A 14,300-nucleotide genomic window follows, 5' to 3' on the forward strand; every position below is an offset into this window, starting at 1 on the left:
CGCCCACGAAGGCGGCGTTTCCGGATTCCCCGTCCCGTTGCGAGGTGGATCCTCAATTCGCCCGCTCAAAATTAAAAATAGTTTATAATTTCGGCATGGAGGCCCCGCCCACGTCTCGCTGCCCGCCGGAAGCGGGTCCCTTCACCCGGCCCGCCTGGGCCCTGGAGGGCCGGCGCCTGGGGCGGTACCGCCTGGGGCCCAGCCTCGGCCGGGGCGGCATGGGCGAAGTGTTCCGGGCCTGGGACACGCTCCTGGACCGGCAGGTGGCCATCAAGACCCTCGCCGCCCCCGACCCCGCGGCCATCCTGCGGTTCATGAAGGAGGCCCAGCTCCAGGCCCGGGTGAGCCACCCCAACGTGTGCCGGATCTTCGACGTGGACGTCTCGGACAACGTCCCGTTCATCGCCATGCAGCTGGTGCCGGGGCCCAGCCTCGCCCAGGCGGCGCCGGGCCTTTCCCCCCGGGAGGCGGTGGAGATCCTCGCCACGGTGGCCGTGGCCATGCACTCCGCCCACCGGGTGGGCCTCATCCACCGGGACCTGAAGCCGTCCAATATCCTGCTGGAACGGTCCCCCGCCGGCCCCTGGGTTCCCTACGTGGCGGATTTCGGCCTGGCCAAGGACCTGGCCGAGGAGGGCCTGACCCTGGCCCACGGCGTCCTGGGCACCCCCAGTTTCATGGCGCCCGAGCAGAAGGCCGGGGAGGGGGAGCTCATCGGCCCGCCGACGGATGTCTACGCCCTGGGGGCCACCCTCTGCGCGGTGCTGGACCTGGACCGCCGGGGCGGCGGGGAGGAACGGACCCGCCCGGGCCGGGCGCCCCTGGCCGAGGCCACGGGTTCCCAGCCCTCCTGGCCCGGCCTGCCCCGGAAGCTGCGGGCCATCCTGGTGCGGTGCCTGGAGGACCGGCCCCAGGACCGTTACGCCACCGCGGGGGCCCTGGCGGAGGATTTCCGGCGCTACCTGGACGGCGAGCCCCTCCTGGCGTACCGGCCCGACTGGTTCCGCCGCGCGCGGCGCCGGGTGCGGCGGCACCCGGCCTGGACGGCTTCCCTCTGCATCAGCCTCCTCCTGGGGGTGGCCTTCGCCCTGTGGAGTTCGCGCCTGGCGGCGGCCTCCCAGCGCCGCACGGTGCTGGCCCTGCGCTTCGCCCACGACGCCAAGGAACTGGAAACCCGCATGGCCCTGGCGCGCCTCTACCCTCCCCATGACCTGCGCCCCCTCCTGGCGGGGATGTTCGAGGGGGTCACGGAGATCCAGAAGGACATCGCCCACCTGGGCCCCGAGGCCCGGGGCCCCGGCAACCTGGCCCTGGGGCGGGTCTACCTGAGCATGCGGTACCTGGAACCCGCCCTGGCCTCCCTGGAGGCGGCCTGGGACGGCGGCTACCGCACCCCCGAGGTGGCCTATGCCCTGTGCCGGACCCACAGCGAATTCTACCTGCGGGTCACGGAGCACGAGCAGCTGGGGGACCTTCCCCCGGCGCCCGGGACCGCCGCGCGCCACCTCCAGGCGGCCCGGGACTTCCTCGCCCAGGCCGCCGGGGCCTCCTGGGAACCGCAGGAGCTCTGCTGCGCCCGGATCCTCACCTTCGACCACCGGGGCGCCGAGGCCCTGGCCATGGCGCGGGCCCTGTTCCTGAAGAACCGCTGGCTCCACGAGGCCAAGGTGGAGGAAGCCCGGGCCCTGGCCTCCCTGGGCCTGGAGCGCCAGCGGGCAGGGGACGCCCGGGGGGCCCTGGACCACTACCGGCTGGCCGACGCCGCGGCCCGGGCCGCCCAGGCCATCGCCCCCAGCGACGTCACCGGGTGGCTGGCCTCCGCGGACTGGCGGTTCCGGTGGCTGGAGACCCCGGGCCTGCCCCCGGAGGAGGCCCTGCGCATGTGGAAGGAGACCGAGGGGCTCCTGGACACCGCGCTCACCATCCGGCCCGGCAATCCCAGGGCCATCAGCGGCAAGGTGCACGTCATCCTCGCCCGGGCCCGCCTCCTCAAGGCCCTGGGCCGGGACCCCCGCCCCGAACTGGCCCGGGCGGAGCGGTTCCTCCACGCGGCCCAGCACCACCCCTTCTTCCGGTGGCTGGTGCCCGTGAAGGAGGACCTCATCGGGAGGACCCGGAAGGAGCTGGCCCGGTTATCGTAGTAGGTTCAAGGAAACCCGATGACCGCTGCCCCCATTTCCGTCGTGTCCCTTTCGGGAGGCCTGGATTCCTGCGTCGCCGCCGCCGCCGCGCGGGCCGCGGGCTTCCAGGTGGCCCTGCTCCACGCTGACTACGGCCAGCTCACCGAGGCCCGGGAGCGCAGGGCCTTCGAGGCCATCGCCGACTTCTACGCCGCGCCCCGGCGCCTCGTGGTGCCCTTCGCCGGGCTGCGGGCCATCGGGGGCTCCGCCCTCACCGATCCCTCCATCCCGCTCCCCGAAGGCGACCTGGACAGGGAGGGCGTGCCGGTGAGCTACGTCCCCTTCCGCAACGCCCACCTCCTGGCCACGGCGGTGAGCTGGGCCGAGGTCATCGGCGCACAGGCCCTCCACGTGGGCTTCGTGGAGGAGGATTCCAGCGGGTACCCGGACTGCCGCGAGGCCTTCCTGCGGGCCTTCGAGGCCGCGGCGGACCTGGGCACGAAGCCCGGCACCCGCATCGCCTTCCACGCGCCCCTCATCCACCTGCGCAAGGCCCAGATCGTGGCCCTGGGGGTGGAGCTGGGCGCGCCCCTGCACCTCACCTGGAGCTGCTACCAGGCCGACGAGGCCGCCTGCGGCACCTGCGATTCCTGCCTTCTCCGGCTGCGGGGCTTCAAGGAGGCCGGCGTCGCCGACCCCATCCCCTACGCCACCATCCCCGACCACCTGCGACCCTGAGGATCCATCCGTTGCCCAAGCCCACCCTCAAGACCCTTCCCAAGCGCCGCGTCACCGAGCCCTCCACCACCCTCGACACCTTCCTGAGCCCCCGTCCGGGCCGGGCCTTCGAGGTCCGCTTCGAGACCGACGAATTCACCTGCCTGTGCCCCATGACGGGCCAGCCGGACTTCGCGCGCCTTCGCATCACCTACGTCCCCGACCAGCTGTGCGTGGAATCCAAGTCGCTCAAGCTCTACCTCTGGAGCTTCCGCGACCGCGGCGCCTTCCACGAGGCCGTCACCAACCAGATCCTCGACGACCTGGTGGCGGCCCTGGCGCCCCAGTGGCTGCAGGTGGAGGGGGACTTCCTCATCCGCGGCGGCATCCGCACGCTGGTGAAGGCCGAGCACGGAACCCGGCCATGAGGTACCGCGGCGCGGTTCCCCCCCTGATCCTCATCCTGGCGGCCACCGCCGGCACCCTGGGCTGCGATACCCGGGCCGACAAGGCGGCCCGGGCCGAGGCGGCCCGCAGGAACCAGGAATGGGAGGCCGGCCAGCGCCGCGAAGCCGAGACCGCCCCGCCCACCCCCGAGGTGCAGGCCCAGGTGGACACGGCCGTGAAGGCCTTCATGAACGAGCACCACCCCGAACTGGTGGCGGAGGGTTCCACCTACACCCCGCTCACCCCGAACCTCTTCCTGGTGGGCGTGAGCGTCCACGACCCCCTGAAGGGCAATTCGTACGTGGCCCAGCTCACCGCCGAGCGCCTGCGGGACGTGGACTGGGGGGACTCCGACACGCCCCGGGAGAACGGCCGGCTCCTGTGGGTGGTGGACTACGCCAGCGCCGACCGCATGCGGATCCTGGCCCAGCGCCACGGCTTCGGGGAGGAGGTGGACCGCATCCGGGACCAGGACCGGGACAACCAGTACCGCACATCCTGGGGCCACCGCACCTGGCTGGACGACTACCTCCTCTGGCACTTCCTCTTCCACCGGCCCTCGGCCTACAGCTACCGGGGCGGCATGTTCGCGCCCCTGGCCCCGGGCTACCGCTTCCACGACCCGGGCCGCCCCATCGCCCCCGAGGACGCGTCCCGGTTCGCGCCCGCCGCAGCCCCCACCGGGGGCCGGTCCATGGTGTTCCTGGGCGGATCCGCCTGGCGCCCGCCCCTGGTGAGCGGGGCCACGTCCCTGCCCGGCCAGGCCTTCGTGGCCGGGCCCCGGGGTTCCATTTCCGGCAGGGCCGCCACGGGCTCGGTGGGCCGGGGCGGCTTCGGCGCCGCCGGGCACGCATCCGGATCGGGAGGCTGAAATGCAGAGGCACGCCATCCGGCCCCGCCCCGACTGGGAATCCCGGTTGGAGGCCGCGGGCGTCACCTTCCACACCCACGACGACGGCAGCCCCTACTGGCGCGAGGACGCCTACTACGCCTTCAGCCCCGCCGAGGTGGCGCGGTTCGAGCGCGCCGCGGCCGAGCTGCAGGCCATGTGCCTCAAGGCCGTGGAGCACGTGCTGGACCGCGGGCGGTTCCGGGAGTACGGCATCCCCCCGTGGATGGAGCCCGTCATCCGGGAGAGCTGGGACCGGGACGAGGTGGGCCTCTACGGGCGCTTCGATTTCGCCTACGACGGGCAGGGCTTCCCCAAGCTCCTGGAGTACAACGCCGACACCCCCACCTCCCTGGTGGAGGCCGCGGTGGCCCAGTGGTACTGGCTGGAGGAGCGGTTCCCGGGCCGGGACCAGTTCAATTCCCTCCACGAGCGCCTGGTGGCGGCCTGGAAGCGCGCCCAGGACTTCCTGCCCGCGGGCACCCTCTACTTCCTGCACCAGGACACCCTGGAGGACCAGCAGACCGTGGCCTATCTGCGGGACACCGCGGACCAGGCCGGGTTCTCCACCGCCCAGATGCTGGTGGAGGACCTGGGCTGGGACGGGGCCAAGGGCGGCTTCTGCGACCTGGACCAGCGCCCCGTGCGGGCCGCCTTCAAGCTCTACCCCTGGGAGTTCATGGTCAAGGACGAATTCGGGGCCCACCTGGCCCGCCAGCCCAGGCCCTGCGCCTTCCTGGAACCGGCCTGGAAGATGCTCCTGTCCAACAAGGCCCTGCTGGCGATCCTCTGGGAGCTCTTCCCCGGCAGCCCCTACCTGCTGCCGGCGTACCTGGACGGCCCCAGGGACCTCGCGAACTACGTGAAAAAGCCCATCCTCGCCCGGGAGGGCGCCAACGTGGAGATCCACGCCGGGGGCGCCGTCCACCTGGGCAAGGCCATGGACTGCTACGGCGCCGAAGGCTTCGTCCACCAGGCCTACGCCCCCATCCCGGAATTCGACGGCTACCGGCCCGTGCTGGGCGCGTGGATCGTGGACGGCGAGCCCGCGGGCATGGGCATCCGCGAGGCCCGGGGACCCATCACGGACAACGGCAGCTCCTTCGTGCCCCACCTCATCGAGGGCTAGGGGTGCGCGCGCTGGTGGCCCTGGGTTCCAACCTCGGCGACCGCCGGGCCCACGTGGAGACCGGCCTGGCCCTGCTGGCGGAACTGGGGACGGTCACCCCGTCGCCGCTGTGGACGGAGACCCCCGACGAATCGGGCCTGGGCCCGGACTACCTCAACACCGTGGCCCTGGTGGACACCGCCCTGGAGCCCCGGGCCCTGCTGGAGGCCCTGCTGCGGGCCGAACTGCGGGCCGGCAGGGATCGGTCCGCGGGCCGCAACGCTCCCCGCACCCTGGACCTGGACCTCATCCAGGTGGAGGGGGCCCGGGGGCGGTGGGCCTGGCCCGCCCCCCCCGGGCTGGAGGAGCTGGGCGGGGAGCTGGTGCTGGAGCTGCCCCATCCCCGCGCCCGCACCCGGCCCTTCGTGGTGGAGCCGGCCCGGGCGCTGGGGATCGAGGTCTGAGGGGACTCAGTAGCGCTTTTCCACCACGCCCCAGTCGATGAGGGGCCGGATGGCGTCCACGTACTTCGCCCGGGCCGTGGCGCCGTAGTCCTTCACGTAGGCGTGCTCCCACACGTCCACCACGAGGATGGGCACCGTCCCCACGGGGATGGCGTTCTCGTGGTCCTGGAACCACGCGTTCATGAGCCTTCCCGTGGCCGGGTCCTTCACCAGGGCGCCCCAGCCGATGCCGGTCATGGTGCAGGTGGCCTTGAAGGCCGCCCACCAACCGTCGAAGGAGCCCCAGCCGGCCAGGATGGCCTTGTGCAGGGGGTGGCCGGCGCCCGGGGCCGCGCCCTTTTCGCGCAGGGCCTCGAAATAGAGCTCGTGGAGGCGCATGCCGCTGAATTCGAAGCCCAGGCGGCGGCGGGATTCCTGCACGGCGGTGGTGGCGCGGCCCTCGGCCTCGGCGGCCTGGAGGTCCTTGAGCAGGGCATTGGTGCGGTTCACATAGCCCTTGTACAGGGCCAGGTGCTCGGCCAGCATCTCCTTGGAGAGGCCGGGGAGTCCCGCGTCGAAGGCGAAGGGGCGCGGCTTGTAGTCGGCCCGGGGTTCGGGGGCGGCGGCGGCGGGAGCCGCGTCGAGGTGGGGGGCCAGGCCCAGGGCCAGGGTTCCGGCGGCGAGCGTTCCCAGCAGTTCTCTTCGTTCCATGGTGCCTCCTCGGCGAAGGCACCACTATACCTGACGAATCCGGTCAGGGAAGGCTATTTTCCCATCATCTGCCAGCCCAGCCGCAGGATCAGGGCCGAAACCACCGCGATGAACACGGCCCGCACCAGGCCGCTGCCGCGGGTGAGGGCGGTGCGCGCGCCCAGGTACCCGCCCAGGCCGTTGCCCAGGGCCATGGACAGGCCCACCACCGGGATCCAGCTTCCCCGGCTCACGAAAAGGACCAGGCTGGCCACGTTGGAGGCCCAGTTCACGCTCTTGGCCAGGCCCGAGGACCGCAGGAAATCGAAGCCCAGCACCGCCACGAACAGGAAGATGAGGATGGAGCCCGTGCCCGGGCCGAAGAACCCGTCGTAGGCCCCCAGGGCGAAGGAGATGAGCGCGGCCAGGCCCCGCTGGTGGTGCAGGCCGTACTTGGGCGCGTGGACCTTGCCCAGGTCGGGGCGGAACACCGTGAAGGCCAGCATGACCACCATCAGCCCCACCATCACGGGCCGGAACCAGGCGTCCCCCTTGCCCTGGAGCAGGTAGGCCATCCACACCCCCAGGCCCGCCCCGGTCATGGAGCAGGCCACGGGCGCGACCATCTCCCTTAAGGTCAGCACCTTGGCCCGGATGAACTGGGCGGTGGCGAAGGTGGCGCCCGTGGAGGCCACCACCTTGTTGGTGCCCAGGACGGTGGTGATGGGGGTGCCCGCGGGCAGCCCCAGCATCAGGGCGGGGATGGTGATGAGCCCGCCGCCGCCGACGATTGCGTCCACAAAGCCCGCCAGGAGCGCCGCGAGAGCCAGCAGCGCGAGGGTCGCCGGATGCACCATGGCTAGATGTGCATGATCTCGGCGTCCTTGTGCTTGATGATCTCCTCGACTTCCTTGATGGAGTCGTCGGTGATCTTCTGGATGTCGGCCAGGGCCTTCTTGGCGGCGTCCTCGCCCAGGGGGGCGGTCTTGTCCTTCTCCAGCTTCTTGATGTCCTCGTTGGCGTCACGGCGGACGTTGCGCATGGCCGTCTTGATCTCCTCGCCCATGCGGCTGACGACCTTGACCAGGTCCCGGCGGCGCTCCTCGTTGAGGGGCGGGATGGGCAGGCGGATCACGACGCCGTCGTTGGCGGGGTTGAGGCCCAGCTCGGACTTGAGGATGGCGTGCTCGATGGCCTTGATGGCGCTCTTGTCGAAGGGGGTGATGACGAGCATGGAGGCCTCGGGGACGCTCACGCCCGCGATCTGGTTCAGGGGCATGGAGGAGCCGTAGTACTCTACGTGCAGCGAATCCAGGATGCCGGCGTTGGCGCGCCCCGTGCGCACGGTGGCCATCTCCTTCTTGAGGGTCTCGAGGGAGGACTTCATGCGTTTCCGGGCTTCGGCGAGAATCGTGTCAACGGTGGCGGTCATCGGCTACTCCATCAAAGGCGCACTTCATTTTCTAGCGGGAATCCGGGGGAATTGCCAGCGGATCAGCCCAGGCAGGTGCCGCAGCGGGCACCTTTCTGGAGGTTCTCCACCACCCGGGGCACCAGGGAAAGGTCGGGGATCTCCACCAGGTCCTCCCCGGGCACGTCCCCGGGCCGGGGGTGGCCGGGGCGGTTGACCCAGATGGCGGTCCACCCGGCCTCCAGGGCCCCGGTGACGTCGTCCCGCCAGCTGTCGCCCACCATGGCGATCTCGCCTGGGAAGAGTCCGAGGCGCTTCTCCATGTGCCGGAAGGCGCCGGGCTCGGGCTTGAGATGGCCGGTGTGGGCGCTGAGACAGCGGGTGGGCAGGGTCCGCTCCAGTCCCAGGCGCTCCAGGAACTCCATGTCGAAGCTCTGGGTGTTGGAAAGGAGGCCGACCCGGGCGAGCTTGCGGGTGCCCTCCACGGCCTCCAGGGCCTCGGGGAACCACGCGGCGTCGTCGGCGGCGGTCTGGAAGACCTCGGCCATGGCCAGCATCTGGGTCCCCGACAGGGACAGCCGGTCCATCCACCCCGCCAGGAAGGTGCGGGCGTCGGGGTGGGGGCGGTCCATGGCCTCGCGCCGGAGTTCGGGGTAGCGCTTCTTCTGTTCGTCGTCCAGGAGCCGTTGGAGGTGGCGGAAGGGGTCGCCGTGCCGGCTGTGCACCAGCGTGTTCCAGAGATCGAAGACGACGGCCCGGATCATGGGGCGCCGCCGAAGGCCTTCCGGGACTTCACGGGGAGCTGGATGGCGAAGCTGAAGGCGTCCGCCTTGAGGACCCCGTCCAGGCGCCAGGCGCCGGAACCGCCCTGGGCCGCGGCCTGGATGGCCACCCAGTTGTCCCGGAGGTCGCCGTACGAGAAGGAGACCTCCACCTCCATGCGCCCCGAGCCCTGGGGCGGGATGTCCAGGGGCCGGGCCAGGTCCATGCGGCCGATGGCGTGGGTGGCGCCGCGGCTCTCCAGCTTGAGGTCCCCGGTGAAGCCCAGCACGTGGAAGGGCACGGTGGAGGGGTTGTCGACGCCCACCACGACCCGGAAGGCCATGCGGGACCGGTCCAGGGGCAGGGCCAGGTGGACGCTGGGTTCCACCCGGTCCAGGTGGAACCGGAGGCCGCGGGCGGCCTCCTGGTAGTCCCGCACCGGGGTGCAGGCCGTGGCAAGGACCAGGGCGGGAAGCGCCAGCCGGGTCGCGCGCATCAGGCCCCCCGGTAGATCACGCAGTTGTCCAGGGTCTCGTAGACCTCCACCTGGCTGAGCAGGGGCAGGGAGGGCTTGAGCTCGTCCCAGATCCACACCGCGATGTTCTCGGCCGTGGAAAGGGGGATGAGGTCGTTGAGGAAGCGGTGGTCCAGGCGCTGGATGACCTTCTCCACCACCACCTTGGACAGGTCGTCGAAGTCGATGATCATGCCCGTCTCCGGGTTCACGGCCCCGTCCAGGGAAACGAAGAGCTTGTAGCTGTGGCCGTGCAGGTTGCGGCACTTGCCGGGGTGGTTGTGGATGAAGTGGGCGGCCTCGAAGCCGTATTCCTTGCGGAGAATCATGGTTTTCGCCTTAAAAGGGCATTATCGCACAGGGGTCGCCGGGATGCGGACCCGGACCCGGGTGCCCTTGCCGGCCTCGGATTCCAGGTCCACCCGGCCCCCCAGCATCTCCGTGAGGCGCTGGACCAGGGTGAGGCCCAGGCCGGTGCCGCCGTACTTCCGGGTGGTGCTGGAATCGGCCTGGACGAATTCGCTGAAGACCCGCCGCTGCTCCTCGGGGGTCATGCCGATGCCCGTGTCCTCCACCGTGAACACCACCCATCCGGGTTCCTGGGAGACCGTCAGCACCACGCTGCCGTTGTCGGTGAACTTGGCGGCGTTGCTCAGCAGGTTGGCGAGGATCTGCTGGAGCCGGGTGGGGTCGGTGGCCAGGACCGCGGGGGCCCCGTCGGAGCTCACCCGGAACATGTTCCCGTTGCGTTCCACCACCGGCCTGAGGGCGGAATCCAGGCCGGCCAGGAAGGGCGCCATGGCCAGGTCCCGGATCTCGATCTTCATGTGGCCGGCCTCGATCTTGGAGATGTCGAGGATGTCGTCGATGAGGTTGAGCAGGGAGCTTCCGGCCTGGCTGATGCGTCCGGCGTCCCGGATGGTGGAGTCCAGTCCGCGCTCCTTGGCCTCCTCCTGGAGCAGTTCCGAGTAGAGGAGGATGGCGTTGAGGGGGGTGCGCAGTTCGTGGCTCATGTTGGCCAGGAAGGCGCTCTTGGCCTTGGAGGCCTCCTGGAGCGCGCGGGTCTGGCGGGCCACCTCCTCCTGGAGCTGGCGGTTCCGGGTCCGCAGCGAGACGCTGCGCAGCCAGAAGAGGAGCCCGATGGTCCCTCCCAGGGCCAGCAGGCCCAGGGTCCGGGCCCAGGGGGTCTCCCACCAGGCCGGCACGACCGTGAAGTTCAGGGTCAGGACGGGCCCCTCGATGCCGCAGTCCGGGAGGACGCCGCGCAGTTCCAGGGTGTGCCGGCCCGCGGAAAGCCCCGCGTAGCGAAGATGGCCCTCCTCCTGGCGGATCCAGTCCGGATCCACCCCCAGGAGCCGGGCCTCGTGCCAGATCTTGCCCGGGGCCTGGTAGGTGGGGATCATGAACTTGAGCTCGAGCATGTTGGATTTCCGGGCCAGGTCCGGGGCCGACCAGGGCAGGTCCAGCTCCCGGGAACCGGACCAGGCCTGGAGCACCATGGGCTCCTTGAGCACGGGGCGGATCTCCATCTGGCTGGAGTCGTAGGCGACGAGGCCCGAGGTGGTGCCCGCCCAGACGCGCCCGCGTTCCGCCAGCATCGCCCACTCGTTGCACTCCGGGCTCACCAGGCGATCCTCCATGCCGATCATCCGGAAGCCGGGGGCGTCCTCGGAGGGGAGCTCCCCCAGCCCCTTGTTGGTGCCCACCCAGATGTGGCCGTCGGGATCCATGCCCACGGAGAAGATGGACATGAGGGGGTCGCTGGCCAGGCCCTGGACGGGCACGATGCGGATGCGCTCGGAACCCTCCCCCCGGAGCCGGTGCAGGGTGACCACGGAGCGGTTCAGGTAGGGGTTCCGGTAGGACACGACGAACCTGCCGCCGGGGCCGAAGGCCAGCGCCCCGGGCGTATCCGGAAGGAGGCCCGGCACCGTGCGCCAGGCGCCCTCCCGGAGCATGGACGCGGTGCCGTCGTGGAGCACCGCCATGCCCCCGCCGGGAACGGCGGCCAGGCCCAGCACCTCGCCCACGTCGCGCCCGTCGATGCGCGCCTTGGCCCAGGTCCAGCCCGTGCCGCTCCGGATCCCCCGGGCCAGCCCCTTGAAACGGTCCGCCACCCACGGCGTGCCGTCCGCGTCGATGGCCAGGCCCGCGGTGATGCGCCCCCGGGGAAGCACGCTCACGGTGTGCACGTGGACCGCGAGGGTTGCGGGGTCCAGTTCGTGCACGGTGCCCCCGGGGCTGCCGGCGGCCCACAGGTGCCCGTCGGGCGCCAGGGCCAGGGACAGGAAGCGCCCGGGGAGGACCTGCCGGAAGCCCTGGTCCGTGGCCACGCAGAGGCCCTTGTCCGTGGCCACCCACAGGCGGCCCGTGGCATCCCGCAGGGGCTGCCAGGCGAGGTTCCCGGCGAGGCCCTCGTGGGCGTCATAGCCCGTCCAGCGGCTGCGCCCCAGGTTGCGCTGCACCCCGTGGTCGGTCCGGATCCAGATGCCGTGCTCCCGGTCCACCATGCCGCCCTTGGCGTCGTCCCCGGGACGCCCGTGGCGCTCCCGCGCGTCGCCCTTCATGCGCCAGAGGCCGTCGGCGTCGTCGAACCACACCCAGCCCCGGGAATCCCGGTCGGGGCGGGAGCTGAAACTGAAGCCGCCGGTCATGTTGGCCCTGACCCGGTGCCAGGTGCCGTCCTCCCGGCGCTGCCACATGGCCCGGCTGGACCGCACCCAGATGCAGCCCAGGCCGTCCCGGGAGTGGTTGAGGAACTCCTCCTTCGCCCCGAGGGGCGGGCCGGGGACGATGGCCCAGGCCGCGCCGTCCCATTCCAGGATGTGCCGGGGAGTGATGACCAGGGGGCTGGGATCGGAGGGATCCGCGAACAGGTGCACGGGGCGCTCCGGCACCGGCAGGGCCGGCGCCTTCACGAAGCGCATGGGGCCGTTCTCCGCGTACAGGCTGTCGGTGGAGAGCACCCAGAGGTGGCCCCGGGCATCCCGTCCCAGCTTGCGGTAGAACCCCCGGGGCAGGCCCTCGGCCTCGCCCAGGAGCTCGGAGCGCCGGTTCCGGATGCGGGCCACGCCGCCGTCCGTGGCCACCCACAGGGATCCGTCCGCGTCGGCGAAGAGGTCCGTGGTCACGGGAGAGGGCAGCTGGCCCACGTAGGGCGCGAACTGGTGGCCCTCGAAGGAGGTGAGCCCGGCCTCGGTCCCCGCCCAGATCTGGCCGTCGGTGGTGAGGGCCATGGCCGTGACCACCTCGCTGAGCAGGCCGTCCTCCTTGCCGTAGTGCCGCGCGGGCGGACGCCCGGGCCCCTGCGGCCACAGGGCCGTGGTCAGGAGGAACGCTGCGGCGATCCGGAGAAGGGGGGGCATCGGTTGGATCCTGTGGGCTGCCTATCCATGATAGGTCTAGAAGGACCGCCTCGACACCAGGGCGTTGGCCAGGAAAAGCCCCAGCATGAGGGCGACGGTCACGGAAAGGGCGCGGATCCCGGCGTCCAGCCCCTCCAGGGTCTGGCCGTGCATCATCATGGTGATGCCGCGCACGCCGACGCTGCCGGGCAGGATCAGCATGATGGAGGGCAGCAGCAGCACCGCGCCGGGGCGCCGGGTGCGCCGGGCGTACTGGTTGCACGCGGCGCCCAGGGCCAGGGCCGCGATGCCCGCCCCGGCTTCGGAGCCCAGGAATTCCGAACCCAGGCGCGCCGCGCCCCAGGCCAGGACGCAGGCCCCCAGGGTCCAGGCGAAGTCCTCCAGGCGTCCCTGGAAGACCACCAGGAAGCCCAGGGCCACCAGGGCCAGGGCCGGGGCCAGGGTCCAGAAGGGAAGGGGGATGGCGATGGAGGGCACGCCCACCAGCCACGCGCCGCCCAGGTGCTGGCCCAGGCCCACCCCGAAGGCCAGGAGCAGGAACACCAGGAAGGTCCCCGCCAGCCGCGAGGTGCCCGCCACCAGGTTGCCCGTGCCCAGTTCCTGCATGGACACCAGGAGCCCCAGGCCCGGCACCAGCACGATGATGCCGCTGAGGACGAGGATGGGATGGGAGGCCGAGGGCAGGAACCGCCCCAGGAGGGCGCCGCCCAGGGAACTGATGACCCCCCCCAGGAGGGGGGTGAGGCGGTCCAGTCCGGGCCGCGCGTTGGCGAGCTGCGCCGCGGCGCCCACCAGGAGTCCGATGAGGGCGCCCAGCACCACTTCGCGCCAGCCCCCCCCGAAGATGTCGGCCATGCCCATGGAGGCCATGCCGTAGGCCAGCACGTGCAGCCACGCGGGGTAGCGCGGAGGCCGCGCCGCCAGCTGGGCCAGGCGGGTCCGGGCCGTGGCCACGTCCAGGCGGTCCTGGAGCACCAGGTCCACCAGGCCCTCGGCGTCGGCGAGCTTTTCCAGGGAGGACTGGCCGGTTTCCACCCGGATGAGGTAGGTCTTGCCGTGGTGCCCCTCCTTGCGGAGCGAAGCCAGGAAGCCCGTGGGGGTGGCGTAGATGGCGCCTTCCAGGTCCAGGTGCTGGGCCAGGCGCCCCAGGGCGACCTCCAGGGTGGGCGCGCTGACGCCGCACTCCTGCAGGGTCCGGCCCATTTCCAGGACCAGGGCCACCTCGGGAATGGAACTGGGCCCCGGGTAGGCCGGGGGGGAGGCGGGAGGAACGGCCAGTGGATCCATGGACTTCAAGCATACCGGCGCCCGGCCCCCGTGGGCACGGCGGGGACCGGGCATAATGGCGGGAACCCCGGAGCCCGAATGGACCTCCTCTTCAAGACCGGTGACCGCGTCCGCCTCGCGAGGGCGGCCTATGGGCTGTACGGCGGCGCCTGGCCCCATTTCTGCCCCCAGGGCCAGGGCGGAGGCCAGCCCGGCACCGTCCTCTTCGCCGGGGACCGCCCCCACAAGCCCGGCGCCGCCCCGCGGCCCTACTACGTGCGCTGGGACAACGGCGTGGAGAACAGCTACCGGGTGGAGGACCTGGAAGCCGACGAGGCCCAGGCGGAGCCGGAGCCGGAGGGGAACATCATCCCGTTCGCGCCGCGGCGGTCCTGAGGGGGTCCGGGCATCCCTGGAAGCGCAGCTTCCAGGGATGCCCGGACCGGTTGATCTGGTGCGCCCAGCGCGACTCGAACGCGCGACCTACGGCTTAGAAGGCCGTTGCTCTATCCAGCTGAGCTATGGGCACGGGGCCTGGGATGGGGAATGGCCGGATCCAGAATCCTAA

General features: G+C 71.6%; 15 protein-coding genes and 1 tRNA gene. 7 read left to right on the forward strand and 9 right to left on the reverse strand.

From position 1 onward, the window contains the following. Positions 1-95: 95 nt before the first annotated feature. From R2J76_RS01890 to folK, 6 genes are read left to right on the forward strand one after another with little or no spacing between them, the layout of a single operon-like run. Positions 96-2,141, forward strand: coding sequence for a serine/threonine-protein kinase (locus R2J76_RS01890; protein ID WP_316414077.1), 2,046 nt, complete (start codon positions 96-98; stop codon positions 2,139-2,141). Positions 2,142-2,159: 18 nt separating this feature from the next. Further along, entirely contained in the window at positions 2,160-2,858 is a 699-nt protein-coding gene (gene queC, locus R2J76_RS01895) for a 7-cyano-7-deazaguanine synthase QueC (RefSeq protein ID WP_316414078.1), read from the forward strand. An 11-nt stretch (positions 2,859-2,869) separates the two neighbouring features. After that, positions 2,870-3,265, forward strand: coding sequence for a preQ(1) synthase (gene queF / locus R2J76_RS01900; protein WP_316414079.1), 396 nt, complete (start codon positions 2,870-2,872; stop codon positions 3,263-3,265). After that, positions 3,262-4,155, forward strand: coding sequence for a hypothetical protein (locus R2J76_RS01905; protein WP_316414080.1), 894 nt, complete (start codon positions 3,262-3,264; stop codon positions 4,153-4,155). The genes queF and R2J76_RS01905 overlap by 4 nt, the downstream gene beginning before the upstream one ends. 1 nt (position 4,156) lies before the next feature. Beyond that, the gene (locus tag R2J76_RS01910) at positions 4,157-5,302 is read left to right on the forward strand and encodes a glutathionylspermidine synthase family protein (RefSeq protein WP_316414081.1); all 1,146 of its coding nucleotides are present in this window, start codon (positions 4,157-4,159) and stop codon (positions 5,300-5,302) included. 2 nt (positions 5,303-5,304) lie between these two features. Further along, the gene (folK, locus tag R2J76_RS01915) at positions 5,305-5,745 is read left to right on the forward strand and encodes a 2-amino-4-hydroxy-6-hydroxymethyldihydropteridine diphosphokinase (RefSeq protein WP_316414082.1); all 441 of its coding nucleotides are present in this window, start codon (positions 5,305-5,307) and stop codon (positions 5,743-5,745) included. A gap of 6 nt (positions 5,746-5,751) precedes the next feature. Here the strand turns inward: folK and R2J76_RS01920 are convergent, their stop codons facing one another. From R2J76_RS01920 to R2J76_RS01955, 8 genes are all read right to left on the reverse strand, one after another. After that, positions 5,752-6,435 carry a superoxide dismutase gene (locus R2J76_RS01920; protein ID WP_316414083.1) on the reverse strand — a complete coding sequence of 228 codons (684 nt, stop codon included), beginning with the start codon at positions 6,433-6,435 and terminating at the stop codon, positions 5,752-5,754. 53 nt (positions 6,436-6,488) lie between these two features. Beyond that, positions 6,489-7,271: a TSUP family transporter gene (locus R2J76_RS01925; protein WP_316414084.1), complete on the reverse strand. Its 783-nt coding sequence runs from the start codon at positions 7,269-7,271 to the stop codon at positions 6,489-6,491. Between the two features lie 2 nt (positions 7,272-7,273). Then, positions 7,274-7,846 (reverse strand): ribosome recycling factor, encoded by a 573-nt coding sequence (gene frr, locus R2J76_RS01930; protein WP_316414085.1) that lies wholly within the window; start codon positions 7,844-7,846, stop codon positions 7,274-7,276. 62 nt (positions 7,847-7,908) lie between these two features. Further along, positions 7,909-8,589 carry an HAD family hydrolase gene (locus R2J76_RS01935; protein ID WP_316414086.1) on the reverse strand — a complete coding sequence of 227 codons (681 nt, stop codon included), beginning with the start codon at positions 8,587-8,589 and terminating at the stop codon, positions 7,909-7,911. Next, positions 8,586-9,083, reverse strand: a complete 498-nt coding sequence (locus tag R2J76_RS01940; protein WP_316414087.1) for an NDR1/HIN1-like protein — start codon at positions 9,081-9,083, stop codon at positions 8,586-8,588. The genes R2J76_RS01935 and R2J76_RS01940 overlap by 4 nt, the downstream gene beginning before the upstream one ends. Then, positions 9,083-9,430, reverse strand: a complete 348-nt coding sequence (gene queD, locus R2J76_RS01945; protein ID WP_316414088.1) for a 6-carboxytetrahydropterin synthase QueD — start codon at positions 9,428-9,430, stop codon at positions 9,083-9,085. The genes R2J76_RS01940 and queD overlap by 1 nt, the downstream gene beginning before the upstream one ends. A gap of 21 nt (positions 9,431-9,451) precedes the next feature. Further along, on the reverse strand, positions 9,452-12,466 hold the full coding sequence (locus R2J76_RS01950) for a sensor histidine kinase (RefSeq protein ID WP_316414089.1): 3,015 nt from the start codon (positions 12,464-12,466) through the stop codon (positions 9,452-9,454). A gap of 36 nt (positions 12,467-12,502) precedes the next feature. Beyond that, on the reverse strand, positions 12,503-13,753 hold the full coding sequence (locus R2J76_RS01955; RefSeq protein ID WP_316414090.1) for a threonine/serine exporter family protein: 1,251 nt from the start codon (positions 13,751-13,753) through the stop codon (positions 12,503-12,505). Between the two features lie 78 nt (positions 13,754-13,831). Between R2J76_RS01955 and R2J76_RS01960 the strand changes: the two genes are divergently transcribed. Next, entirely contained in the window at positions 13,832-14,128 is a 297-nt protein-coding gene (locus R2J76_RS01960; RefSeq protein ID WP_316414091.1) for a hypothetical protein, read from the forward strand. Positions 14,129-14,184: 56 nt separating this feature from the next. Here R2J76_RS01960 and R2J76_RS01965 read toward each other — a convergent pair. After that, positions 14,185-14,261: transfer RNA gene (locus tag R2J76_RS01965), tRNA-Arg, on the reverse strand. Positions 14,262-14,300 lie beyond the last annotated feature (39 nt).

Source organism: Mesoterricola silvestris, from assembly GCF_030295405.1.
GTDB classification, from domain to species: Bacteria; Acidobacteriota; Holophagae; order Holophagales; family Holophagaceae; genus Mesoterricola; species Mesoterricola silvestris.